Source organism: Actinoallomurus vinaceus (assembly GCF_039542055.1).
GTDB classification, from domain to species: domain Bacteria; phylum Actinomycetota; class Actinomycetes; order Streptosporangiales; family Streptosporangiaceae; genus Actinoallomurus; species Actinoallomurus vinaceus.
The window spans coordinates 782,209-805,701 of the sequence record NZ_BAABHK010000003.1 but is presented as its reverse complement, the minus strand read 5'-3'; the positions used below and the strand labels follow the sequence as shown (position 1 = coordinate 805,701).

The following is a 23,493-nucleotide window of genomic DNA, read 5'->3' as shown; positions in this document are numbered from 1 at the left end:
CGGGTCTCAGTGGGGGATGTGGCCGTGGTACTCGGGGATCAGACCTCCGGAGCCCTTCGTCTGTTCGGCGAACGATCCCGCCTCGGCCAGCATCGGGGGTTCGTAGGGAAGCGGCTCGTCAGGAACGCGATCCATGGTCCTCCTTCACCTTTCGTCGGACCGTTTCCCCGGTTTTACCCCGGCCACGACCGCATGATCAACTTCCCTTTGCCCAATCTTTGCGGTAGATCGGCAACGGCCACCGGCGCCAACCCCACGCCCCGCGTCGATCCAAGGGCCGCACCGGTGCGTCGCTACGGCCCTTGGACGCCTCAGCGGGAGCGGGCGGGCAGGGTGAGGATGACCAGGCTGGCGGCGAGGAGGGCCAGGCCGGCGAGGGCGACGGCGCCGAGGTGCTCGCCGAGGACGACCAGCCCCAGGACCGCCGCGACCGCCGGCTCGGCGAGGGTGAGGGTCGTCGCCGCGGCGACCGGCGTCGTCCGCAGCCCCCGGCCGTACAGCAGGTAGCCCACCCCGGTCGTGATCACGCCGAGGTAGAGCGCCGCCGCCGCGCCGGGTCCGGTGAGCAGCCAGCCGGAGCCCGCGATCAGCAGGACCGGCAGCAGCAGCACCCCGGATCCGCCGAACAGCGTGCCGAGCACCGCGCGGCTGTCGTCGCCCCGGGTGATGAGGTACGAGGCGACGGTGGCGTACGCCGCGTACCCGAAGCCGGACAGCAGGGCCAGTGCGACGCCCACCGGCTCCACGCCGGCTGCCTGGCCGCCGAGGGTGAGGGCCGCGCACCCGGCGACCGCGCCCGCCGTCGACAGCAGCCAGCGCGGGGTCAGCGTCCCCATGCCCAGCAGCCGGGACAGCAGGCCGGCGAAGACGGGTCCGCTGCCGATCGTGACGACCGTGCCGGTCGCCACGCCGGTACGGGCGACGGCGCTGAAGAACGCCGTCTGGTAGACGGCGGCGAGCACCGCGCCCAGCAGAAGGATCAGCCGGGTCCGCGTGCCGCGGGCGAGCAGGGGCCGCAGGCCGCCGCTCCGCAGGGCCACGGCGAAGAGGAAGGCGCCGCCGATGAGCAGGCGCGCGGCGCCGACCGCGACCGGGCCGGCATGGACGAAGCTGCGGACGGTGCCGGTCGTGCCCCACAGGGCGGCGGCCAGGACGATGTCGGCGGATCCGCCGAGCCTCCGGCGTACGGGCACGGCGGAGGAGACCTCAGAGGTGGTCAAGGAGAACGCTCCAGATTGGTGAACCGTATCGGGTACGCGAATCCGGGGCGCGCCGAAAGAGCCGCGTCAGCGCGGCGTCAGAGAAGGCGCCCGGCGGTGCCGGGCGTGCGTGCGGTGGCCCCGGTCAGAACCGGGGCGGCCCGAGCTGGGCGGTGTAGTACGCCATGCCGGAAAGACTACCGGGAGGTCGGTCGGGGTGGGTTGGTCGGGTGAGACCCGGGAGGTCGGTCGGGGTGGGTTGGTCGGGTGAAACCCGTCCGCCTGCCCGCGGCGCGCCGCCCGGGGGTCCGGACGGCACGCCGCGCGGCGTCGGATCAGACCTGGGTGAGGGTGCGGCCGACCACGGGCGGCAGGTCGCGCACGGTCGCGGCCAGCTCCCGTACGTCGCCGTCCACGAGGGCCTGCGGGCCGTCGCACAGGGCGCTCTCCGGGTGCGGGTGCACGTCGATGATGACGCCGTCGGCGCCGACCGCGATCGCCGCGCGGGTCAGCGGGAGGACCAGGTCGCGGCGTCCGCCGGAGTGGGACGGGTCGACGATGACGGGCAGGTGCGACAGGCGCTGGGCGACCGGGACGGCCGAGATGTCCAGGGTGTTGCGGGTGGCCTTCTCGAACGTGCGGATGCCGCGCTCGCACAGCACGATGTCGAGGTTGCCGCGCTGGGCGATGTACTCGGCCGCCATCAGCCACTCCTCGATGGTGGCGTTCATGCCGCGCTTGAGCATGACCGGCCTGCCGGCGGCGCCGACCGCCTGCAGCAGCGCGAAGTTCTGCATGTTCCGGGTGCCGACCTGGAGCATGTCGGCGTAGGAGGCGACGAGCTCGACGTCGCGCGCGTCGACGACCTCGGTCACGATGGGCATGCCGGTCTCGGCGCGCACGTCGGCCAGGATCCGCAGGCCCTTCTCGCCGAGCCCCTGGAAGGCGTACGGGGAGGTGCGCGGCTTGAAAGCGCCCCCGCGCAGGAGGGTGGCGCCCGCGGACTGGGCCAGCCGCGCCGCCCCGAGGGTCTGCTCCGGCGTCTCCACCGCGCAGGGACCGGCGATGAGGGTCATGGTGCCCGGGCCGATCGGGACCCCGCCGACCCGGACGACCGAGCGGTCGGGGTGGTTCTCCCGGCTGACGAGCTTGTACGGGACGGAGATCCGTACCACGTCGGTGACGCCGGGCAGGGCGTGCAGGTTCAGCGTTCCGAACTGCTCGACGTCGCCGACCAGCCCGACGATCGTACGGTTGACGCCCCGGCTGACGAACGCCTCGCCGCCCGCGTTCTCCACCAGCGCGACGACGGCCTGGATATGCGCTTCCTCCGCCTCGGCGGACATGACCACGACCATGGTGCTCCCTCTCCCAGAAACGACAGATGCCCCGGACCCATCGGGCCCGGGGCATCTGTCAGTGGTTGCCTTTTAGCGCAGCGTCCTCCTGGCAGCCACCCGAGTCCCGGGCCCGCCATAGGTAAAGGAGAAGACGTTGCTCACGGAGCACAGCCTAGCCGATGCGCGGAGCGCCCGTGGGGGAGGGGCTCGGCGCGTACCGTCGGCGGGGGGTGGCAGGATGGCCGATGACCATGAGCGGGGATTCGAAGAGTCGAGGACGCGGTGGGGCCTGAGGATCGCCTCCCGCCGGGGCAGTACGTCCCGCGCGGCTGGCCCGTCCTGCACTACGGCCCGGTGCCGAAGTTCCGGCCCGAGCGCTGGGACCTGCGCGTGTACGGCGCGACCGAGGCGGGCCGGGAGTACCAGTGGACCTGGCCGGAGGTCGAGGCGATGCCGCGCGCGAAGGTCACCGCCGACTTCCACTGCGTCACGAAGTTCACCGTCCCCGACGTGGGGTGGGAGGGCATCCTCACCGCCACCCTCGTACGGCTGGCGCCGCCGGCCGGCGAGGCCACGCACGTCATGGTGTGGGCGGAGTACGGCTACAGCGCGAATCTCCGGATGACCGACTTCCTCGCCGAGACGACGCTGCTGGCCACCCACCGGGACGGCGAGCCGCTCGCTCCGGACCACGGGGCGCCGCTGCGGATGGTCGTGCCGCACCTGTACGCCTGGAAGAGCGTGAAGTGGGTGCGCGCCATCGAGTACCTCACCGTGGATCGCCGCGGCTTCTGGGAGGAGCGCGGCTACCACAACGTCGCCGATCCGTGGCGCGAGCAGCGGTACTCCTACCAGGAGGACGACCTCCCGGCCTGAGGGAGTTGGCGAAAAACCCGCGTCTCCGTGACGGTGGCATTACCGTCTGTGGTCATGCTGGGGATTTCGGTCGAGGCCGTACTCGCCGCCACGGCCGCCCTGATGGCGGCCGCCGCTGGATGGTCGCTGGGGTCGGCCCGCCGCCGTGACGGACACGACGTGCCGGGCGGTGAGTCGTCCTTCGCCGTTCTGCACACCATCTCGCTCGCGTCGGCGTCGCTGCGCACCGGCCTGAGCGAGGAGTCGGCGCGGCGCGCCGCTCGTCACCTGCGGGAGCTCCTCGGTGTTCCGGCCGTCGCGGTCACCGACACCGAGCGGCTGCTGGCCTGGGAGGGCGTCGGGGAGGCCCATGCGGGGCAGGTGCTCGGGCTCGCCTCCCCGGTGCTCGGCACCGGGCGGCCGCGCGTCGCGGCGCCGGCGCTGGTCGCCTGCGGCGATCCCGGCTGCCCGCTGCGGGTCGCGGTGATCACACCGCTGACCATCGAGGGGCGCGTCGCCGGGACCCTGGCCGCCTTCGGCGAGGGCGTCCGGGACGAACGCCTGCAGACGGTCGGCGAGGTCGCCCGCTGGGCCTCCGGGCAGTTGGAGTTGGCCGAGCTGGACTCCTCCAAGACGCGACTCGAGGAGGCGGAGATGCGGGCCCTGCGCGCCCAGATCTCCCCGCACTTCGTCTACAACTCGCTGACCACGATCGCCTCGTTCGTCCGCACCGATCCCGAGCGCGCCCGTGAGCTGCTGCTCGACTTCGCCGACTTCGCGCGTTACTCGTTCCGCGACCGGCGGGACTTCACGACGCTGGCCGAGGAACTGCGGTCGATCCACCGGTACCTGCTGCTCGAGCGCGCCCGCTTCGGCGACGAGCGGCTGCGGTTCAGCGTCGAGATCGCGCCGGAGGTGCTGCCGGTCGCGGTGCCGTTCCTGTCCCTGCAGCCGCTCGTCGAGAACGCCATCCGGCACGGCATGCAGTACGGGACCGAACGGTTCCACGTACGGATCACGGCGCGGGACGCGGGCGCCGAGGCGGAGATCAGCGTGGAGGACGACGGGGTCGGCATGGATCCCGGCAAGCTGCGCGCCCTCCTGGCGGACGGGGGAGAGGACGCGGCGCACGGCGGCATCGGCCTGGTGAACGTCGACCACCGCCTGCGTCAGGTCTACGGGGAGGAGTACGGCCTGGTCATCGAGACGGCCGTCGGAGCGGGGATGAAGGTCGGCCTCCGCGTGCCCAAGAGCCACCCAGGTGTCGCCGCAGGGTAAAAGAAAACAACTACTTAGTGAAACGAGTTGCATACTGACGGTAAAAGAGGGAGTCTCCTGCCATGCTTCGCGTGCTCGCCGCCGATGATGAGGCCCCCGCGCTGGAGGAGCTCACCTACCTGCTCCGCCGACACCCGCGGATCGAGCACGTCAAGCCGGCCCGGGACGCCGCCGAGGCGCTCCGCGAGATCGGACGGATGATGAAGAGCGGTGAGCGGCTCGACGCGGTGTTCCTCGACATCTGCATGCCGGCGCTCGACGGCCTCGACTTCGCCCGCCTCGCCGCCGGTTTCGCCGACCCGCCCGCCATCGTGTTCGTCACCGCCCACGACGAGTTCGCCGTCACCGCCTTCGAGTTCGGCGCCGTCGACTACATCCTCAAGCCCATCGACCCCGACCGTCTCGGCGAGGCCGTTCGCCGCGTCGACGAGGCCGTCCACCGGGAGATCGCTCCGTACGAGCCGGAGACGGACGAGGTGATTCCGGTGGAGCTCGGGGGGCGCACCCGCCTGATCTCCCGTGCCGACGTCACCCACGCCGAGACGCAGGGCGACTACATCCGCCTGCACACCGCCGACGGCAGTTATCTCCTCCGGATGCCGCTGGCCGCCCTCGCCGAGCGCTGGCGGACCGCCGGTTTCATCCGGATCCACCGGAAGACGCTCGTCGCCGCGGGGCACATCACCGAGCTCCGCTTCGACGAGGGCCGCGCGCTCGTGCAGGTCGGCGACCTGCTGCTGCCGGTGAGCCGCCGCCACACGCGGGAGGTCCGCGACCTGCTCATCAGGCGCTTCCGGCAGAGGCCCCCATCGCCAGATGAGTGAACGCGTCACCGTCACCAGCCCGCGCGGACGCTCCAGGCGGCCCCTGAGCCGCGTCACCGGTGGCCGGAGCCGCGTCGACGCGGCACCCGTCCGGGCGCTCATGCGTGTCCAGGCCGGGCACGCCGCCGTGACCTGCGCGATCGTCGCGCTGCTCACCGGCGGGCTGCCGCTGTTGTTCGCGTGGGAGCCCGCGCTGTCGCGGGTGCGGCTGTTCGGCGTGCGCCTGCCCTGGCTGGTGCTGTGCGTGGTCGTCCCGGTCGTGTGGGTCGCCGTCGCGCGCCGGCACGTACGCCTCGCCGAACGTGCCGAGCGCGACTTCGCCGCCATGGCCCGGCACGAGTGACCCGAGCCCGCGCCGACGCCGAACGAGTTACCCGATCCTGCGCCGACCGATCCTGCGCCGACGCCGAACCCCCCGGAAGGTGGTGGGACTCGCCGCCCGGCGAGGAGAACACATGATCACAATGCTCGCGATGGCCCTGCTCATCGCCTCCCTGGCGACCGTGCCGGCGCGGGGCCGGCCCGCCCAGGTGTCCGACCTGTACACCGCCGCCCGCGAGGTGTCGCCCTGGTGGAACGCCTCGGCGATCAGCGGCGAGTACGTCTCCGCGGCGGCCTTCCTCGGCATGGCCGGCCTCGTGCTCGCGTACGGCGCCGACATGCTGTGGCTGCCGATCGGCGCCGCCGCCGGTCACGTCGTGCTGCTCGCCCTCGTGACGGCGCCGCTGCGGCGCTCCGGCGCGTACACCCTGTCGGACTTCGCCGAATGGCGGCTGGGCTCGCGGCGGGTGCGCCGCGCGGTCAGCGCCTGCGTCCTCGTCATCGGCTGGTTCTACCTGCTGCCGCAGTTCCAGGGAGCCGGAGTGACCCTCGCGGTGATCAGCGGACTGCCGGTGTGGATGGGCTGGCTCGTGGTGATGGCCGCGGTCGTCGTGCTCGTCCTCCCCGGCGGGGTGCGCAGCATCACCGGCGTCCAGGCCGTGCAGTTCTGGCTGAAGCTGACCGCCGTGACCATCCCCGCGCTCGTCTTCCTGGCCGTCTGGCGGCTGCAGAACGACGCCGACGCCGCCCGGCCCCCGTACTTCCACCGCGAGACCACGGTGACGGCCGACACGGCCGCCGGAATCCACCTGACGGCCCCCGCCGTCGTCGCGGTCACCGGCGTCCTCGACGGCCGGCGGCACACCGGTGAGCGGCTGCGCCTCCCGGCGGGCCGCCACCGGGTGCGGGCCGGGACCCGTCTCCGGTTCCCGGCGGGCGCCGCCGTGCCTCACACGTCCCGGATCGCGCTGCTGCGCGGCGACCGCTGGGCGACGCCCTTCGCGGGCGGCCGTGAGCATCCGCTCGCGGCCACCTACTCCGTGCTCCTGGCGACGATGCTCGGCACGATGGGCCTCCCACAGATCATGGTGCGCTTCTACACGAACTCGTCCGGGCGCACCGCCCGGCGAACGGCCGGGCTCGTCGTCCTGATGCTGGCGGTCTTCTCCCTGTTCCCGGCGTTGTTCGGCACGCTCGGCCGGCTCTACACGCCGGAGCTGCTGATGACCGGGGAGACCGACGCGACGCTGCTCCTGCTGCCGCACCGGATCGTGCCCGGCGTCACCGGCGACCTGCTCACCGCCCTCGTCGCGACGGGGGCATTCGCCGCCTTCACGTTCACGTCGTGCGGCGTCGTGGTCGCCGTGTCGGGCAGCATCGCGCGGGGCCTTGGAGGCGGTGTACGCGGCTTCCAGACCGCCGTCTTCGTCGCCGTGGCGGTGCCGCTGCTGCTCGCGCCCTGGGCCTGCACTCCGCAGTCGGCGGCGCTGGTGACCGTCGCGTTCGCCGTCGCGGCCTCGTCGCTGTGCCCCCTTCTCGTCCTCGGCGTGTGGTGGCGGCGGATCACCCCGCCCGGCGCGCTCGCCGGGCTGCTCGCCGGCGGAGTGCCGGCCACCGCCGCCGGGCTGGCGCGGGTCCTCGGCGACCCCGGTTACGGCTCCGGCTGGCTCGGCACTCTCCTCGAGCAGCCGGCGATCGTCACCGTGCCGCTGGCGTTCGCGGTGACGGTCGCGGTCTCGCTCCTCACCCCCGGGTGGGTCCCCGACCGTACGGACCAGGCGATGGCCCGCATGCACCTGCCCGAGGACCTCCTGCCGGAGGGGCCGCCGTGAACCGTTCGTCGCGTCCCACAGACCGCTCGACTCTCGATTACGGAACGTATACCGCGCACTACTGACCGTTTGCCGAGGCGAGGCCAATATGGGTTTCGCGGGGCGGTGCCGGGACCCTAGGGTTTCGGACACAGCAACGTTCTCGGGACGGCCGCCAGGCTCCGACTCGGGGGGGTGGACGCCAGGCGGCGCGCCTGGGTGCTGCTGAACGGTCGGGGGGTTGTTCAGCGGCACCCAGGCCTTTTTCATGCCGGGGCCGTGCCCGTATCGGGCGCGCGGGTACCGGGCGCCGCTCCCTCGCCAGACCGGCGGGGGAGCGGCCTAACCCGGACACGAAGCCCGGCTGGAGTGGCCCGAGCTGGGCGTGAGGCTCGGCCGGAGTGGCCCGAGCCGGATGCGACGCCCAGCGGGAGCGGCCCAAGCCGGGCGCGATGCTCGGCCGGAGGTCCGAGCCGGATGCGAGGCGCGGCCGGAGCGACCCAAGCCGGGCGCGATGCTCAGCCGGAGGTCCGAGCCGGACGCGAGGCGCGGCCGGAGCGGTCCGAGCCGGATGTGAGGGTCGGCCGGAGCGGCCCGGGCGGGCCGCCGGGCTCAGCCGTCGCGGAGCTTCTTGAGGGCCTCGACGTCGGCGCGGTGCGGCTCGGCGCTGCGGCCCGGGGTCTCGATGACGAGAGGCACGCCGCGGCTCACCGGATGGCGGAACAGCTCGGCGAACGGAGCCGCGCCGATCAGCCCGGCGCCGATGTTCTCGTGCCGGTCCTTGCGGGAACCGCAGGGGTCCTTGCTGTCGTTGGCGTGGATCAGCTTGAGCCGGTCGGCCCCAGCGGTCTCGGCCAGGGCGTCGAGCATCTCGGCGACGCCGCCCGGCGCCGTCAGGTCGTGCCCGGCGGCGAAGGCGTGGCAGGTGTCGAGGCAGACCCCGGCGCGCGGGTGACGGTCGACGGCGTCGAGGTACGGGCCGAGGTCCTGCACGGTGGCGCACAGCATGGCGCCCTGGCCGGCCATCGGCTCCAGGAGCAGGTCGGGGCCGTCGTCGGGGATCTCGTCGAGCAGCGGCCGCAGGTGCTCGCGGAGTTGCCGCATCGCGTCCTCGCGCGGCTGCGACACCGCGGAGCCGGTGTGCACGACCACGCCGCGCGCGCCGATCGCGGCGCCGCGCTGCAGGGCGTGCCGGATCGAGGCGACGGAGTTGGCGATGGTCTCGGGGCTCGGCGAGCCGAGGTTGATGAGGTACGGGGCGTGCACGAACACCGGCAGGTCGTGCTCCTCGCCGTACTCGCGCAGCCGCTGGTCCTCGTCGGGCTTCCCGGCCGCCCGGGCCCAGCCTCGAGGGTTGCTGACGAACACCTGGACGGCTTCGGCGCCGATCTCGGCGGCGTAGCGCAGCCCGCCGGTCGCGAGCCCGCCCGCCACCGGGACGTGCGCGCCGATCGGATTGATGGGTTCACTGGCCATGACCGGTTCAGCTTAGTGCCCCGCACCGGTGCCGTTCGGCCGGGCGCCGCTCCGAGGAGCGGCGCCGACCGACGACCGGCGCCGCCTCCCCGGCGTGGTGCACCCGGGAGGCGGCGGTCAGTGCCAGATCTTGACGACCGTGCCCTTCGGCAGCGGGGTGTTGCCGGGCGGGTCCTCGCCGGTGACGACGTCACCGGCGTTGCCGCCGGCCACCTGGGGCTGGAAACCGTTGTCCATGAGCGTCTGGGCCGCCTGCACGATCGGCTGGCCGCGGACATCGGGCACGACGGCCGGCTGGCCGTTCTGGTCGTTGCCGTGGTCGCGCTGCTGCCACTGGCAGATGAAGTCCAGGGGGTCGCACTTCTTCTTGGCCTTGGTGACGACCACCTGGACCTGCTGGCCACGGGCGACGGTCTGGTTGGGCTGAGGGTTCTGCCCGATCACGGTGTTCGGCTGCTGCCCGTCGGCCGGGTCCTGCTCCTGCCACTGCACGGTGAGGCCGAGGTTGGCCAGCTTCTGGGCGGCCGCCTCTCGCTTGAGGTTGACCAGGTTGGGCATCTGCATGCCCTTGCTGACGACGAGGGTGACCGGGTCGTCCGGGCTCTGCTGGGTGCCGGCCGCCGGCCGCGTCTTGATCACGGAACCGCTCGGCACCGTGGTGCTGCTCAGCTTGACCTGATTGCCGACCTTGAGCCCCAGCTGCTGCAGCTTCTGCGTGGCCACGTCGACCGTGTCGCCCTTGACGTCGGGGATCCCGACCGGCTGCTTGCCCTTGGACAGGATCAGCGTGAGCAGGGTGCCCTTCTTGACCTCCGTGCCCTCCGTCGGCTGGACCTCGGCGACCTTGTCCTTCGGGACCCGCGGGTCGTAGCGCGAGGCGCCGACCTTGACCTTGAACCCGACCTTGGCGGCGTTGACGCGGGCCTGCTCCTCGGTCATCCCCGCCAGCGTGGGCACACGCTCCTTGTTGCCCACGGTCTGGAACCACACGACCCCGCCGATCAGCAGCACGACAACGAGGCCGGCGGCGATCAGCCCGTACAGGCCCGGCGGCCGCAGCAGCCGGTCCCGCATCGTCGGAGGCGGTGGCGGCGGCTCGCGGTGGATCGCCATCGTGTGCGGGCCGAACGTCTGCGTCCCCGCGTGCGGCGGCGCATAGCCGCCCGCGTGGGCGCCGAACATCTGAGTCGAGCCGTCGGCGGCCGTGACGCCGACGGGGGGCGCCGGCGGAAGCGGAGCAGGTGGAGGCGGCGGCGCCGGCGCGACTCCGGCCAGCGCCGTGTCGACCTCCGGCGGCAGCGTCCGGTAGACCTCGCCGGCCGCGGCGTGGAAGTGGTCGGCGTCGGAGGGCCGTCGGGCGGGGTCGCGGTTGGTGGCGCTGGCCACGAGTGCGTCCAGCTGCGGCGGAAGGCCCTGGATCACGCTGGAGGGCAGCGGCACCGTCTCGTTGACGTGCTTGTAGGCGACGGCCAGCGGCGTACCGCCGTCGTACGGCTGACGGCCGGTGAGCAGCTCGAACAGCATGATGCCCGCCGCGTAGACGTCGGTGCGGGCATCGGCGTCACCGGAGATGACCTGCTCGGGCGCGAGATAGCCGACCGTGCCGATGATCATGCCGGTCGCGGTCTGCTTGCTCGCCGTCTCCGCCCGGGCGAGGCCGAAGTCGGCGACCTTGACCTGCCCGTCGGTGGTGAGCAGGACGTTCTCGGGCTTGACGTCGCGGTGGATCAGCCCGGCGCGGTGCGCGGCACCGAGCGCGGACAGCACCGGCTGCATGACCTGCAGCGCCTCGCGCGGACCCAGCCGGCCGCGCTCGGTCAGCAGGGCGCGCAGCGTACGCCCGGGGACGAACTCCATCGCGAGGAACACATAGCCCTTGTCGGTGCCCTGGTCGTACACAGCGACGACGTTGGGGTGGGACAGGGCGGCGGCGTGCTTGGCCTCGCCGATGAAGCGCCGGACGAACTCCTCGTCCCCGGCGAGGTTTCCGTGCATGACCTTCAGCGCCACCGTACGGTCGAGCTTGGTGTCGTGACCTTCGTAAACGGTGGCCATGCCTCCGCGGGCGACACGTGACCGTACGAGGTAGCGCCCGTCGAGCACCTGCCCGACGAGGGGGTCCGCAACCGTCGTATCCATCAGGGGGAGTGTATTAGGGATTGAGGCCCATACTCGTCACCAGTCCGGATCAAAGCATCAATCCTTGTGCGATCGAGACCAAGTTCCCGGCGAATCCCCTGCTGAGCCACTTGCCCGGCGAACCGAACCGATCCGGGTCGTCGCGGAGATCGGGGGAGTGGCGGCTTCCAACCGCCGGGTGCGTGCGGCGTGACCGTTTCCGGCCATGGGAACGGGTTCATCCGGCCGAGCTCAGCCCTTCCCACGGCGAGGACGCCTGGGCGTAGCGGCGCTTGGGGATCCGGCCCGCGAGACGGGCCAGCCGGCCGGCCTCCACCGCACGCCGCATCGCCTCGGCCATCAGCGCGGGCGACTGGGCCCGGGTGACGGCGGTCGCGAGCAGGACGGCGTCGCAGCCGAGCTCCATGGCGAGGGCGGCGTCGCTGGCCGTTCCCAGGCCCGCGTCCAGGATCACCGGCACCCCGGCCTGCTCGACGATCAGCTCGATGTTGTGCGGGTTGCGGATGCCCAGCCCCGAGCCGATGGGAGAGCCGAGCGGCATCACCGCGGCGCAGCCGGCCTGCTCGAGCCGCCGGGCGAGCACCGGGTCGTCGTTGGTGTACGGCAGTACGACGAACCCGTCGTCGACGAGCCGCTCCGCCGCGTCGAGCAGCTCGATCGGGTCGGGCAGCAGGGTCCGCTCGTCGGCGATCACCTCGAGCTTGACCCAGTCCGTCCCCAGGGCCTCCCGGGCGAGTTTGGCGGTGAGGATCGCCTCGCCCGCCGTGAAGCACCCGGCGGTGTTCGGCAGTATCCGGATGCCGCATCGGCGGAGGACGTCGAGCACGGAGCCGGGGGCGTCGGCACCGACGCGGCGCATCGCGACGGTGGTCAGCTCGGTGCCCGACGCGGTCAGAGCCTCTTCCAGGACGTGCATGCTCGGCACGCCGCCCGTGCCCATGATCAGCCGCGACTCGAAGCTCTCACCCGCGATCACGAGCGGCCCCGGCCGGGCCGCCGGGAGGTCGGTCGGGGTCGGTTGGTCGGGAGAGACACGGCCGGCCGCATCCGTTCCGGCGCGGCCGGCGGCCGGTTCGGCGACGGCATCGCCGCGGTCGGCGGGCGCGCCGGCGCGGTCTCCGGCCGATCCGGCCGAGCCGGCGGTACGGTCGCCGGTCATGGCGTCGAGGGCCTCCGTGGGGCCGTCTTCGGCGTGTGGCTGCATGTCAACCTCCCTGGACGGCGGTCAGCACCTCGATGCGGTCCGCCTCCCGAAGAATCGTGGTGTTCCAGTCGGCGCGCGGCACGACCTCGTCGTTCAGCGCGACGGCGACGCCGGCCGGTCGCCCGGTCAGCGACGCGACCACGCCCGCCACGGACGACCCGTCGGGGGCGTCCCGTTCGGCGCCGTTCACGGTGATCTTCAATCGTGGAACCTTCCGGGTGAGAACGGCCGGATGACCTCGGGCGGCTCTCCGGTCGCGATGGTCTCCGCGAGGGCGTCGGCGGTCACCGGGGTGAGGAGCACGCCGTTGCGGAAGTGACCGGTGGCGAGCAGCAGACCGGGCACGGACGACGGCCCGAGCATCGGGGCGTTGTCCGGCGAGCCGGGCCGCAGGCCGGCGCTCACCTCCTCGAACGCCAGCTCGGTCACACCGGGCACCAGCTCGCGGGCGTCCCGCAGCAGCTCCCACAGCCCGCCCGCGGTGACCGTCGTGTCGTAGCCCATCTCCTCCTGGGTCGCGCCGATGACGAGCTCGCCGTCGGCGCGGGGCACCAGGTAGACGGAGGAGCCCCGCACCAGGCCACGGACGGTACGGCCGAGGAAGGGCACCGCACTCCGCAGGCGCACCACCTGGCCCTTCACCGGGCGGACCGGGGGGACGGCGTCCGGCGGCAGGCCCTTGATCTCGTGGCTCCAGGGACCGGCGGCCAGGACGACCTGGTCGGCGGCGAGGGAGTCGCCGCCGGCGAGGCGCACCCCGGCGGCACGGTCGTCGACCAGGATCTCGGTCGCGCGGTCCCGGATGAGCGTCCCGCCGAGCCGGTCGACGGCCGCCAGCAACGCCGCCGACAGGCGACGCGGATCGACGGAGCCGTCGTCGGGCGCGAACAGCCCGCCGCGTACCGACGGCGCCAGCATCGGCTCACGGCGCCGGCACTCCCGGCCGGTGAGGGCCTCCGCGGCGAGGCCGAGCGACTCCTGGAACCGGCGCAGCTCGTCCAGGACGGCCAGGTCGTCGGCGTCGAGGGCGACCTGCAGCACCCCGTCGCGCCGGAACGCGGTGTCGACGCCGGAGGCCTCCTCCAGCTCGGCGACGAACGAGGGGAACCGGTCACGCGAGACGATCCCGAGGCGCAGCAGGGCGTCCTCGCCGTACCCGAGCTCGGTGACGGGGGTCAGCATTCCGGCGGCGACGCGCGACGCCTTGCTCGCCGGTTCTGGATCGACGACCGTGACGCGGATGCCACGGGTCAGGGACCGCCACGCGATCCCGAGACCGATCACTCCGCCGCCCACGATGACCACGTGCCGCACGCATGCGCTCCCTTCGCCGGCATGATCCGGATCAGGTCCAGAGCCCGCTGTGGACTCATGCGGTCGGCGGCCGCTGTGCCGCCCTCTCAGCCCGGTGCGCCGGACTCCCGCGCTTACGCTTACGTATCCAGACTATAAGGTCACGACCATGGAACGGGTGATCGTCGCAGGTGGCGGGCTGGCGGGCGTCCGGACCGTCGAGGCCCTGCGGGCACAGGGCTACCCAGGCCGGTTGACCCTGGTCGGGGCCGAGCCCCACCGCCCGTACGACCGGCCGCCGCTGTCCAAGGCCGTCCTGCGCGGCGAACTCGACGACACGACCGTCGACGCCGACTGGACGGCGCTCGACTGCGAGCTGCTCCTGGGCCACCGTGTGACCGGCCTCACGGACGTCCTGGAGACGACGGCGGGCCCCCTCGGCTTCGACGGCCTGGTGATCGCGACGGGCGCGTCGCCGATCCGGCTGCCCGGCGACGGCCCACAGCACGTGCTGCGCACGATCGACGACGCCCGCGCCCTCCGCGCCGACCTGCGCCCCGGTGCCCGGGTGGCCGTGGTCGGCGCCGGCTGGATCGGCGCGGAGGTCGCGACCGCGGCGGCCAAGGCCGGCTGCCGGGTCACCGTCGTGGAGGCCGCCGACACGCCGCTCGCGGCCGCCGTCGGCGCCGAGGTCGGCGCGAAGACCGCGCCCTGGTACGCCGAGGCGGGCGTCGAACTCCGCCACGGCGTCAAGGTCGCCTCCGTGGAGCGCGGCGGCCTCGAGCTGGCGGGCGGGGGCTCGATCGAGGCGGACGCGGTCGTGACCGGCATCGGAGTCCGCCCCGAGACGTCGTGGCTCGAAGGCTCCGATCTCACTCTCGACGACGGGATCGCCGTCGACGAGCGGCTGCGCACCGGCCGCCCCGGCGTGTTCGCGGTCGGCGACTGCGCCGCCTGGTGGTCCTCGACGTTCCGGCGCCGCCTGCGCGTCGAGCACTGGGACACCGCGCTGAACGCCCCGGAGGTCGCGGCCGCCAATCTCCTGGGCGGCGAGCGGGTCTACGATCCGGTGCCGTACTTCTGGTCGGAGCAGTTCGGGCACATGGTGCAGTACGCCGGGCATCACCCGGTCGCCGACACCATGATCTGGCGCGGGGACCCGGCGGCGGGCGGCTGGGCGGCCTGCTGGCTCACCGGCGATCGGCTCGCCGCGATCGTGACGGTCGACCGGCCTCGCGACCTGGTACAAGCGAGGCGTATCATCGCAGCTCAGAAGCGGATCGACCGGTCAGCGCTGGCGGATCCCGCCATTCCGGTCAGAGACGCTGCCCCGTGAGTGAGGTTTCAGAAGGTGCCGAAGGTGGTAGGCAGGGTTCCGTGACGCACACCGTTGCCGAAATCGAGATCGACCGAAAGACCGACGCACTGGTGGGCGAGTGGCTCACCCTGCGCGAGGCGGCCGACAGGCTGGGCCTCGATCTCAAGCGAGTGAAGCAGCTTCTCCGCGACCACAAGCTCCTGGGGGTGCAGCGGGCCGACGGCCTCTGCGTCCCGGCGGCGTTCATCTCCGGCGACCAGCCGCTCAAGGGACTCCAGGGCACCCTCAACGTGCTCGCGGACTCCGGCTTCGACAACGTCGAGGCGCTGCGCTGGCTGTTCACCGAGGACGCCTCCCTGCCGGGCACGCCCGTCCAGGCGCTCACCCAGCACCGCGTCAAGGAGATCAACCGGCGCGCCCAGGCGCTCGCCCTTTGATCGTCATAGGGCGGGTGGCGCGGCGCGCCGGAATGACCGAAAGGCCAACCGAGTGCTCAGGCACCTGCCCTCTGAACGCGCCGTGACCCTGCGGGCCCGGCTCGACCGGGCCCGCCTCTACCTCTGTACGGACGCACGGGAGTCCCAGGGCGACCTGGAGGCATTCCTGGACGCGGCCCTCGCGGGCGGCGTCGACATCGTGCAGCTCCGGCAGAAGGGTCTGGAGGCGCGGCAGGAGATCGAGTACCTCTCGGCCTTCCGCGCGGCCTGCGACAGGCACGGCGCGCTGCTGGCGGTCAACGACCGGGCCGACATCGCCCACGCCGTACGCGCGGACGTGCTCCACCTGGGGCAGGACGACCTCCCGGTCCCGGCGGCGCGTGCCATCGTCGGCCAGGACGTGCTCATCGGCCGGTCGACCCACTCGGAGGCGCAGGCCGCGGCCGCCGCCGCGGAGCCCGGCGTGGACTACTTCTGCGCGGGCCCGACGTGGCCGACGCCGACCAAGCCGGGCCGTCACGCGCCCGGACTCGGCCTGCTGGAGTACGTCTCCCGAGGCGGCTTCACCCGCCCGTGGTTCGCGATCGGTGGCATCGACGCCGGCAACCTCGACCAGGTGCTCGCGGCGGGGGCCCGCCGCGTCGTCGTGGTCCGGGCGATCACCGAAGCGGACGATCCGCGCGGCGCCGCCGCCGAGCTCGCCCGCCGCCTCCGCGCCGCCGACCCGGCGTTCTAGGGGGTGTCCGGCGGATCTGAACAAGGTCCGCCGGACACCGCCTAGCCTCCGGGGCGGTCGGCGGCCCCGGTCTCGGAGCACTCGTCGGATGCGCGACAATGGGACGCGTGATCGGCAACCCTGACGATGACCGCTTCGTTGAGCTGGCCGACGACGACGATCTGGCGGTGCTGCCCGACCAGACGCGCGACGAGTCCGAGCTCGGCTGGGGCGGTTACTCCGTGGACGATGACGACGACGCCCGCCTGCTGGAGGACCGGCCGCCGCACTGGTAACAGACCCGGCCCGGTCGCGCCAGAGTCCGCTTGATCATTTCTCTGGCGGCCCGGGGACGCCGGGGTTCACCCTCTCTCTGCCAGGAGCTTTGAGCAGGGGCGACAGGTCTTCCAGACTATTTTGGTCGACTTTATGGGGGACTTCCGGCTCAACTTGGTCCTGGGACCTTCCAGCAAGATCGAAGAGCTTGCTAGCTTCACCTCCGGCCGCGGGTGAAGGGTCGCCCAGACGCGGCCGAACCCCCCTTCTCAAAGAGGAGAAACGCATGTCGTTGATCCGTAAGACGCTTGCCGCCACGATCGTGTCCGGTGTCGCCCTCATGGGCGCCGCCGGCACCGCCGAGGCCGCCACCGCCGCGAAGCCCAAGCCCAAGCAGGTGGTGAAGCACTTCCACGTTTACGCGTCCGGCAAGAAGGCGCAGGCGCTTGGAACGGTCACCTTCAACCCGAAGCGTGCGGCGGGCACCAAGGTGAGGGGCTCCGCCGTCAACCTCTCGAAGACCGCAGTCACGCTCAAGGTCACCGCCTACCGGGGCAAGATCGTGATCGGCAAGGCGACGGTCGTCGTCAAGGGCCTCAGTAAGGGCTCTGCGGTGAACCTGGTCTCCAAGAAGACGGCGACCAAGGTCGTCATCAGCATCGGCAACGGCAAGCCGGAGACGGTCACGCCGAAGCGCGTGTTCTAAGCCTGAGTCCTCACCCTCGTACGACAGGAGCCCCCGGCCCGCTCTCTCGGGCCGGGGGCTCTTCACTTTGCCGGGATGGGGGGCCGGTCTCGCCGGCCTCTGCTCAGGAACGCGCCGCCGCGTCAGGTGAGATCTCAGGGATGGGCCGGCAGGCCCAGGCCCAGCAAAAACCCGGCGACGGCCACCAAGGTCAGCGCGAGAATCAGTCTCCGGCTGCGGGGGCTCCGTCGCGGCGCGGGCGCGGGGACGCACACTCGGGCCACGGGTTCGGCGATACGCGGCGGGTACGGCGTGTCGAGCTTCATGCGTGCAATCGGGTTGTCATGCCCCCATTCTTGAGTACTCAAACCCGGCTTGTCCGGCGAATCTGGATCTTGTGCGGAGGTCCAGGTCAGAGAGGGTCAGACCTTTCGGGCCGTGGCGGCGATCGTCAGCTCCGACAGGGCCGCGCGGGCCTCCGCCGTGAGCGGCGCGCTCGCCAGCGCGCCGGACGCCTCGTCGGCGTACCGCTCGATCATCCGCTCGCAGGCGTCGAGCGCGCCGGTCTCCACGATGATCGACCGGAGCCGCTCCACCCCGTCGGGGCCGAGCGTGGGGTCGCCCAGCAGCCGCTCCACCGTCGCCGCCTGCGCCTGATCCGCCCGCTCGAGGGTCAGCGCGATCAGGACGGTCCGCTTGCCCTCGCGCAGGTCGTCGCCCGCGGGCTTGCCGGTCTCGGCCGGATCCCCGAACACCCCCAGGACGTCGTCGCGCAGCTGGAACGCGATCCCCACCGGCATGCCGTACGCCGACAGCTCCGCCATCGCGCCGGATCCGGCGAGCGCCGCACCCAGCTGCAACGGCCGCTCGACGGTGTACTTGGCGGCCTTGAACCGGACGACCCGCAGCGCCGCCTCCACCATGGCCCGGCCGTCCGCCGCCGAACCCCGCGCCTGCCCGACGAGGTCGAGGTACTGCCCGCACATCACCTCGGTGCGCATGATGTCGAAGACGGGCCGGCCACGGCGCAGCGCCTCCGGCGGCAGGCCGCTGCCCTGGAACATCTCGTCGCACCAGGACAGGCACACGTCGCCGAGGAGGATCGCCGCGCCCGCGCCGAACGCCTCGGCCGAGCCGCGCCAGCCCGACTCGGCGTGCAGCGCCTCGAACCGGCGGTGGGCGGCGGGCTGACCGCGCCGCGTGTCGCTGCCGTCCATCACGTCGTCGTGGATCAGCGCACTCGCCTGCAGGAGCTCGAGGGACGCCGCCGCCGTGAAGATCTCCGGCCCGTCCTCGCCGCCCGAGCCGCGCCACCCCCAGTAGCAGAACGCGGGCCGCAACCGCTTTCCGCCGGCCAGTAGTGCGTCGAGCGCGGTCAGCATCGGGGTCAGGTCGTCGCCGACGGCGCTCAGTACCGGGCGCTGCCGGTCGACGAAGGCGTACAGCGCCTCGTCGACCTCCTTGCGAACGCGACTGGGGGTCATACGATTGAGACTAGTGGGCCTTAACGCCCGTCCCGTTACCCTGGTCTGCATGACGTCCGCTCGCCCCACGATCCGGGAAGTGCTCGCCGCGGGCGAGCCCACGTTCTCCTTCGAATTCTTTCCGCCCAAGACGGAGCAGGGTGCGCGCAACCTGTGGCAAGCGATCCGCCGGCTCGAGGTGCTGCAGCCGACGTTCGTCTCGGTCACGTACGGGGCCGGCGGCGGCACCCGCGACCGTACGGTCGAGATCGTCGAGCGGATCGCGACCGACACGACGCTCACCCCGGTCGCGCACTTCACCGCCGTCGACCACTCGATCCGCGAGCTGCGGCACCTGATCGGCAGGTTCGCCGCCGTCGGCGTGCGCGACCTGCTCGCGCTGCGCGGCGACCCGCCCGGCGACCCGATGGGGGAGTGGGTCAAGCACCCCGACGGCGTCGAGTACGCCGAGGAGGTCGTGCGGCTGATCAAGTCGTCGGGCGACTTCAGCGTGGGCGTCGCCGCGTTCCCCTACAAGCACCCGCGGTCCCCGGACGTCGACAGCGACACCCTGCACTTCGTGCGCAAGTGCCGGGCCGGCGCCGACTACGCCATCACGCAGATGTTCTTCCGGGCCGAGGACTACCTGCGGCTGCGCGACCGGGTCGCCGCGCACGGCTGCGAGGTGCCGATCATCCCGGGCATCATGCCGGTCACCCAGCTCAGCACGATCGAACGCTCCGAGCAGCTGTCCGGCGCGCCGTTCCCGCGGGAGCTGGCCGAGCGGTTCGAGGCCGTCGGCGACGACCCGGAGGCGGTGCGCCGGCTCGGCATCGAGCAGGCCGCGGAGCTGTGCCGGACGCTGCTGGACGAGGGCGCACCCGGCATCCACTTCATCACGTTCAACAAGTCGACCGCGACGCGCGAGGTCTACGACCGCCTGGAGGTCAGCGGGAGGCGCGCGCCCATCACCGCGTAGAGCGGTCCGCCCCCGGGGAACCGGAAGCCGGTGAGCAGGTCCGTCATGCCGAGCGAGCGGTAGAGGTTGCGGGCGGGCGTCTGGGCGTCGAGCGTGGACAGCACGACCGTGCGCTCCGGGCGCTCGGCGCACAGCGTGGTGATCAGTCTCCGGCCGAGCCCCTGGCCCTGGCTGTCCGGGTGGACGTGCAGCTCGGCGACCTCGTACGCGTCGCCCATCCATTCCCGCGCGTGCGCCGCGCCACCGGTCTGGGTCAGCGCCGCGAAGACGACGTCGTGCCACCACTGGCCGGACTCGCCGTGGAAGCCGTACACGAAGCCGGCCACGTCGCGCCGGCGCCCGGCGACGAACGCGCGGAAGCCGGGGTAGGCCGCGTGGCGTTCCATGATGGTGCGCCGGCCCGGCATCTGCTCGGCCGGCGGCTCCATCGCCGCCGCATAGGTCGCCAGCATGGCGTCGAGCCGCCGGAAGAACGTCCGCTTGTCGATCTCCCGTATCTGCGGCGCGGTCTCCCGCCGGGATCCGAAGGCTGATCTCACGTGGCTCACTTTGGTATGTAAGGCGGGACTTTCGACAGTGCGCCGTAAATGTCCCACAGAATCTGCGCCGCCGCCTTCTTCAGCTGACCGCGCTCCGTCTCGAGCTGCTGCTGCCACGTCCGTGCGGCCGGACCGACCCAGGCTTCGCCGGCCGTACGGACCGGCGGATCCAGCGCGGCCTCCAGCGTGTGCGCGCTCGCGTAGGCGCGTTCGTAGGCGGCGTACAGCTCGGCGTACTCCGGGTTGGGCCGCTGGGCGGGACTGCCCGGCGGGCCGGTCGGCGGCTCCGTCGGCGGGCGGAGAGTGCCCGGAGAGGGCGGATAGGCGGTCATGCGTGCCTCCCGGCCTCGACGTCGGTCGTATGGGCGGTCGTGACGTGATCGGTGGCGTTGGCCGCGGCTTGGGCGTCGGCGGCCGCATGGTGGGCGTCGGCCGGGTGGACGGCCGCGGTGTGACCGGTGGTGGCGTGGGCGGTCGTGGCGTGGCCGGCGAGGCGCTGCAGCGCCGTCGAGCCCGGGCAGGCCGCCAAGGCCCGGTGCACGGTCTCGGAGTGGCGGGCGTAGAGCTCGGCCGCCGCCTCGGGGTCTGTCGCGGCCGCGCGGACCATCGCCTCATGCGGCGGGCGCGGAGTGGGGAACCGGTGCCCCGGCGGGATCGCGGCCAGGTGCGTCAGCCCGATGTGGCCGAGAGCGACCTTCGCGCGCCGGTCGAGCCCGGAGTGCTCCAGCACGTGGACGACGTCGTCGTGCACGCCCTTCCGCGACGCCTCGTCGAGGAGCTCGCGGAGCCACTTCTCGTCCATCCGCAGATGGTGGCTCGCCAGGCCCAGCGACTCCCGGACGGCGGCCAGACGCGCCTCGTGGCCGAGCGCGGCGGCGATCAGGTCGGCGCTGCCGGCCGGGCCGAGACGGGAGTAGAGCCCCTTGGCGTAGTCGGGGTCGTCGGCGTCGGCTGACAGTCGCTTCCAGACGTCGGCTGGGATCGGACGGTGGGCGCCGAGCGCCGCGTGGATCGCGGCCCCGTCGGCGGCCCCCGCTCGGGTCGCGGCGTGCGCGTCGGGGAAGTGGCCGACGGCGTGTCCCGCACCGGCCGGTGTCGTACGGCCCGGACGGCCGCCGAGCCGGCCCACGCCGACCCGGGGCATGTTCGCGGCGCCCTTGCTCAGATGCGCGATGGCGTAGGCCCGTCGCCGGCCGAGCATCCCCGGCTGGGCGCGGACCCAGCTCTCGACGGCCGCGGCCTGGCGGAGGCCGGTGCGCGGGACGCTCGGGGGCAGCGCGGCGTTCGTGCGCAACCAGGCGGTGATGGCGTTCGAGGCGCTCGTCATCTGCTGGATCAGCTCAGCCATCGCGGCCGTGTCGAGGCCGACGAAATCCTTGTCTCGCGCCGCACTGGCACGTAGACCGTCCTGTCCAGCCATAGGGCACCAGCTCCGAAGAGTGCGCTCGAGCCTCCGGTGACCGTTGTATCACCGCCTGTCGGCCGTTGTCCCCGGCGACGCGGGCCCGATGCCGTGACGGACCGTCCGGCTCCGGTCACCCGAGCGGGCTGAGCGGCGTCGGTCTGTGTGCCGCCGATTGGGCAGGTGGGCTGCGCGACATCCGCCGTGTCGTGGTCGGGCGGGTGGTCTATGCGGCATCGGCCGGCGTGCCGTCGGCGGGCAGGTGGGCTGCGCGGGCTCGGCGCGCCGTCGGTCGGGTGGGTGGGCTGCGTCACACCCGCCGTGCCGTGGCCGGGCGGGTGGGCTATGCGACGTCGGCCGGTGTGCCGCCGGTCAGGCGGAGCAGTTCGTCGTACGAGGTGGGGAAGACGGTGTGGGGATGTCCGGCGGCGGCCCAGACGACGTCGTACTTGGCCAGCCATTCGTCGACGAGCGTACGGATCGGCTCAGGGTGGCCGAGGGGCGCGACGCCTCCGATGGGCTGCCCGGTCGCCGCCCGGACGAACTCGGGGTCCGCCCGCTTGATCCGGGCGACGCCGATCCGCTCGGCGAGCCCGGTGGTGTCCACCCGGTGCGCTCCACTGGTCAGCACGAGCAGCGGCTCGCCGTCGGCGGCGAAGATCAGGCTGTTCGCGATGGCGCCGACGTCGCAGCCGAGCTGAGCCGCGGCGGTGGCGGCCGTCGGGGCGGCCTCCGGAAGCTCGCGGACCTGCCCGGTGGCGCCCAGTTCGCGCAGGCGGGCGGCGACGTTTTCGACGTTGGGGTGCATGGCAGCACCCTACGGCCAGGCGTGAGGTAAGAGGTTCCGAACTGCGAAGACACATCTATTCGAACACGTTGACGAATGGGGCGGCGGACGCTTTACTGAAGTACATGCTCGAACCTGTGTTCGAGTACGGCGCGGGACTCGCGGCCCGCGCCGAGGGGATCGTCTCTCGCGGGCAGCGCATGCCGGGCGGGATGCGACGGCCGGGCGGGGCGAGGGGAAGCGCTTCGCCCGGCCCCCCTGGGCCCTCGGGCCCGCCGAGCGGAAGGAGGCATGTCATGTCCGCAAGGTCGTCAACTGCCGCCCCCCTTCGTCCTACGCCACCGCGCAGGCCCGCCGCATCGGCGATGTCACTCCTCCAGACGGCCCGGCGCGGCCTGATCGAGGCCGCGGAGTCGGCCGCCCCCGCGCTGCGCTATGTCGCGGCGCACCTGGCGGCGTTGCGCGCGGCCGCCGCCGTACTCGCCGAGCGCGCCGATCCCGGATCGCGCACCCGTGGTAGACCGCGCAGCGTCTGGGTGCTGCTCCCCGAGGCCGAGCCCGCGCTGCGTGAGTGGGCGGCGTTCTTCGCCGCCGGCGCCGACAAGCGCGCAGCGGCGGAGGCCGGCCTGCCGCGCGCGGTCACCGCGGACGAGGCCGATGAGCTCCTGCGCGACGCGGAGATCTTCGTGTCACTCGTCGAAACGACCCTCGGCGTCCCGGGCCAGCCCATGCTGCCCGCTGCCGGCTGAAGCCCCTCTGGGGACCGGCTCTTCACCGGAGCACGGTTCGTGCCCGCGGGTCCCGTCGTGGACCTCCCCCCGAAGCGACGGGACCCGCGCGGCCGCTCACCATTTCCACGGTCCGCCGGGTGGCACCCGGCCCGCGGCGCGCTGCCCTCGGTGATCCGGCACAGGCCGTGGCCGGCGATCCGCGGGTCGGTGGTCCCTGAATCACGCCGTCCCGTGGCGAGGGACAAGTCCCTCCTGGTGGGATGGCGCACTGGCGGAGGCCGGTGTCGTCGACGTCCCGGCGCAGGCCGACGGCGAGGACGCGGTCGAGCAGCGGATCCTCGTGGCGGTCGGTCCCCCCGTGCCGGATCCGGCCTCGACGCCGATGAGGTGAAGGCCCGGCTCGCAGCCGGGCGCCGGCCTC

Annotated in this window: 26 protein-coding genes; 12 read left to right on the top strand and 14 right to left on the bottom strand. The window is 72.9% G+C overall.

What is annotated here, in order from left to right; translation table 11 throughout:
* Nucleotides 1-6 precede the first annotated feature (6 nt).
* The 3 genes from ABEA24_RS14770 to aroF all read right to left on the bottom strand — a co-directional run bounded on the left by ABEA24_RS14770 (nt 7) and on the right by aroF (nt 2,557).
* The gene (locus ABEA24_RS14770) at nt 7-135 is read right to left on the bottom strand and encodes a lasso RiPP family leader peptide-containing protein (protein WP_345431343.1); all 129 of its coding nucleotides are present in this window, start codon (nt 133-135) and stop codon (nt 7-9) included.
* A 176-nt stretch (nt 136-311) separates the two neighbouring features.
* Nucleotides 312-1,220, bottom strand: coding sequence for an EamA family transporter (locus tag ABEA24_RS14765; protein WP_345431342.1), 909 nt, complete (start codon nt 1,218-1,220; stop codon nt 312-314).
* A gap of 314 nt (nt 1,221-1,534) precedes the next feature.
* Nucleotides 1,535-2,557: a 3-deoxy-7-phosphoheptulonate synthase gene (gene aroF, locus ABEA24_RS14760; protein WP_345431341.1), complete on the bottom strand. Its 1,023-nt coding sequence runs from the start codon at nt 2,555-2,557 to the stop codon at nt 1,535-1,537.
* A 264-nt stretch (nt 2,558-2,821) separates the two neighbouring features.
* Here aroF and ABEA24_RS14755 point away from each other — a divergent pair, with 264 nt between their 5' ends.
* The 5 genes from ABEA24_RS14755 to ABEA24_RS14735 all read left to right on the top strand — a co-directional run bounded on the left by ABEA24_RS14755 (nt 2,822) and on the right by ABEA24_RS14735 (nt 7,649).
* Complete coding sequence (locus ABEA24_RS14755; RefSeq protein ID WP_345431340.1) at nt 2,822-3,415, top strand: sulfite oxidase-like oxidoreductase; 594 nt, start codon at nt 2,822-2,824, stop codon at nt 3,413-3,415.
* A gap of 54 nt (nt 3,416-3,469) precedes the next feature.
* On the top strand, nt 3,470-4,672 hold the full coding sequence (locus tag ABEA24_RS14750) for a histidine kinase (RefSeq protein ID WP_345431339.1): 1,203 nt from the start codon (nt 3,470-3,472) through the stop codon (nt 4,670-4,672).
* Nucleotides 4,673-4,734: 62 nt separating this feature from the next.
* A complete protein-coding gene (locus ABEA24_RS14745) occupies nt 4,735-5,496 on the top strand; it encodes a LytR/AlgR family response regulator transcription factor (RefSeq protein ID WP_345431338.1) in 762 nt (253 codons plus the stop codon).
* Nucleotides 5,489-5,839: a hypothetical protein gene (locus ABEA24_RS14740; protein WP_345431337.1), complete on the top strand. Its 351-nt coding sequence runs from the start codon at nt 5,489-5,491 to the stop codon at nt 5,837-5,839. The genes ABEA24_RS14745 and ABEA24_RS14740 overlap by 8 nt, the downstream gene beginning before the upstream one ends.
* Before the next feature lie 112 nt (nt 5,840-5,951).
* Complete coding sequence (locus ABEA24_RS14735; RefSeq protein WP_345431336.1) at nt 5,952-7,649, top strand: sodium/solute symporter; 1,698 nt, start codon at nt 5,952-5,954, stop codon at nt 7,647-7,649.
* Between the two features lie 591 nt (nt 7,650-8,240).
* On the opposite strand, the gene ABEA24_RS14730 is transcribed toward ABEA24_RS14735, so the two are convergent.
* From ABEA24_RS14730 to thiO, 5 genes are all read right to left on the bottom strand, one after another.
* On the bottom strand, nt 8,241-9,104 hold the full coding sequence (locus tag ABEA24_RS14730) for a deoxyribonuclease IV (RefSeq protein WP_345431335.1): 864 nt from the start codon (nt 9,102-9,104) through the stop codon (nt 8,241-8,243).
* Nucleotides 9,105-9,221: 117 nt separating this feature from the next.
* Entirely contained in the window at nt 9,222-11,243 is a 2,022-nt protein-coding gene (gene pknB, locus ABEA24_RS14725; RefSeq protein WP_345431334.1) for a Stk1 family PASTA domain-containing Ser/Thr kinase, read from the bottom strand.
* Nucleotides 11,244-11,460: 217 nt separating this feature from the next.
* Complete coding sequence (locus tag ABEA24_RS14720) at nt 11,461-12,219, bottom strand: thiazole synthase (protein ID WP_345431456.1); 759 nt, start codon at nt 12,217-12,219, stop codon at nt 11,461-11,463.
* A 229-nt stretch (nt 12,220-12,448) separates the two neighbouring features.
* A complete protein-coding gene (thiS, locus tag ABEA24_RS14715) occupies nt 12,449-12,649 on the bottom strand; it encodes a sulfur carrier protein ThiS (protein WP_345431333.1) in 201 nt (66 codons plus the stop codon).
* Nucleotides 12,646-13,761: a glycine oxidase ThiO gene (thiO, locus tag ABEA24_RS14710; RefSeq protein WP_345431332.1), complete on the bottom strand. Its 1,116-nt coding sequence runs from the start codon at nt 13,759-13,761 to the stop codon at nt 12,646-12,648. The genes thiS and thiO overlap by 4 nt, the downstream gene beginning before the upstream one ends.
* A gap of 148 nt (nt 13,762-13,909) precedes the next feature.
* Between thiO and ABEA24_RS14705 the strand changes: the two genes are divergently transcribed.
* The 5 genes from ABEA24_RS14705 (at nt 13,910) to ABEA24_RS14685 (ending at nt 17,192) form a co-directional block, all read left to right on the top strand.
* Nucleotides 13,910-15,076: an NAD(P)/FAD-dependent oxidoreductase gene (locus ABEA24_RS14705; protein ID WP_345431331.1), complete on the top strand. Its 1,167-nt coding sequence runs from the start codon at nt 13,910-13,912 to the stop codon at nt 15,074-15,076.
* A gap of 41 nt (nt 15,077-15,117) precedes the next feature.
* Nucleotides 15,118-15,495 carry an Rv2175c family DNA-binding protein gene (locus ABEA24_RS14700; RefSeq protein ID WP_345431330.1) on the top strand — a complete coding sequence of 126 codons (378 nt, stop codon included), beginning with the start codon at nt 15,118-15,120 and terminating at the stop codon, nt 15,493-15,495.
* Nucleotides 15,496-15,547: 52 nt separating this feature from the next.
* A complete protein-coding gene (gene thiE / locus ABEA24_RS14695; protein ID WP_345431329.1) occupies nt 15,548-16,231 on the top strand; it encodes a thiamine phosphate synthase in 684 nt (227 codons plus the stop codon).
* A gap of 107 nt (nt 16,232-16,338) precedes the next feature.
* Nucleotides 16,339-16,506: a hypothetical protein gene (locus ABEA24_RS14690; protein ID WP_345431460.1), complete on the top strand. Its 168-nt coding sequence runs from the start codon at nt 16,339-16,341 to the stop codon at nt 16,504-16,506.
* A gap of 266 nt (nt 16,507-16,772) precedes the next feature.
* Entirely contained in the window at nt 16,773-17,192 is a 420-nt protein-coding gene (locus tag ABEA24_RS14685) for a hypothetical protein (RefSeq protein ID WP_345431328.1), read from the top strand.
* Nucleotides 17,193-17,326: 134 nt separating this feature from the next.
* On the opposite strand, the gene ABEA24_RS14680 is transcribed toward ABEA24_RS14685, so the two are convergent.
* Nucleotides 17,327-17,497 carry a hypothetical protein gene (locus ABEA24_RS14680; RefSeq protein ID WP_345431327.1) on the bottom strand — a complete coding sequence of 57 codons (171 nt, stop codon included), beginning with the start codon at nt 17,495-17,497 and terminating at the stop codon, nt 17,327-17,329.
* 96 nt (nt 17,498-17,593) lie between these two features.
* Nucleotides 17,594-18,655: a polyprenyl synthetase family protein gene (locus ABEA24_RS14675; RefSeq protein ID WP_345431326.1), complete on the bottom strand. Its 1,062-nt coding sequence runs from the start codon at nt 18,653-18,655 to the stop codon at nt 17,594-17,596.
* Between the two features lie 49 nt (nt 18,656-18,704).
* On the opposite strand from ABEA24_RS14675, the gene metF reads away from it, so the two are divergent.
* Nucleotides 18,705-19,613, top strand: a complete 909-nt coding sequence (metF, locus tag ABEA24_RS14670; protein WP_345431324.1) for a methylenetetrahydrofolate reductase [NAD(P)H] — start codon at nt 18,705-18,707, stop codon at nt 19,611-19,613.
* On the opposite strand, the gene ABEA24_RS14665 is transcribed toward metF, so the two are convergent.
* From ABEA24_RS14665 to ABEA24_RS14650, 4 genes are all read right to left on the bottom strand, one after another.
* The gene (locus tag ABEA24_RS14665; protein ID WP_345431323.1) at nt 19,565-20,152 is read right to left on the bottom strand and encodes a GNAT family N-acetyltransferase; all 588 of its coding nucleotides are present in this window, start codon (nt 20,150-20,152) and stop codon (nt 19,565-19,567) included. The genes metF and ABEA24_RS14665 overlap by 49 nt on opposite strands.
* Before the next feature lie 5 nt (nt 20,153-20,157).
* The gene (locus ABEA24_RS14660; RefSeq protein WP_345431322.1) at nt 20,158-20,484 is read right to left on the bottom strand and encodes a hypothetical protein; all 327 of its coding nucleotides are present in this window, start codon (nt 20,482-20,484) and stop codon (nt 20,158-20,160) included.
* Nucleotides 20,481-21,500 carry a hypothetical protein gene (locus tag ABEA24_RS14655; RefSeq protein WP_345431321.1) on the bottom strand — a complete coding sequence of 340 codons (1,020 nt, stop codon included), beginning with the start codon at nt 21,498-21,500 and terminating at the stop codon, nt 20,481-20,483. The genes ABEA24_RS14660 and ABEA24_RS14655 overlap by 4 nt, the downstream gene beginning before the upstream one ends.
* Before the next feature lie 397 nt (nt 21,501-21,897).
* Nucleotides 21,898-22,362, bottom strand: coding sequence for a YbaK/EbsC family protein (locus ABEA24_RS14650; protein ID WP_345431320.1), 465 nt, complete (start codon nt 22,360-22,362; stop codon nt 21,898-21,900).
* A 344-nt stretch (nt 22,363-22,706) separates the two neighbouring features.
* On the opposite strand from ABEA24_RS14650, the gene ABEA24_RS14645 reads away from it, so the two are divergent.
* Nucleotides 22,707-23,090: an SAV_6107 family HEPN domain-containing protein gene (locus tag ABEA24_RS14645; RefSeq protein ID WP_345431319.1), complete on the top strand. Its 384-nt coding sequence runs from the start codon at nt 22,707-22,709 to the stop codon at nt 23,088-23,090.
* The last annotated feature ends 403 nt before the right edge of the window (nt 23,091-23,493 follow it).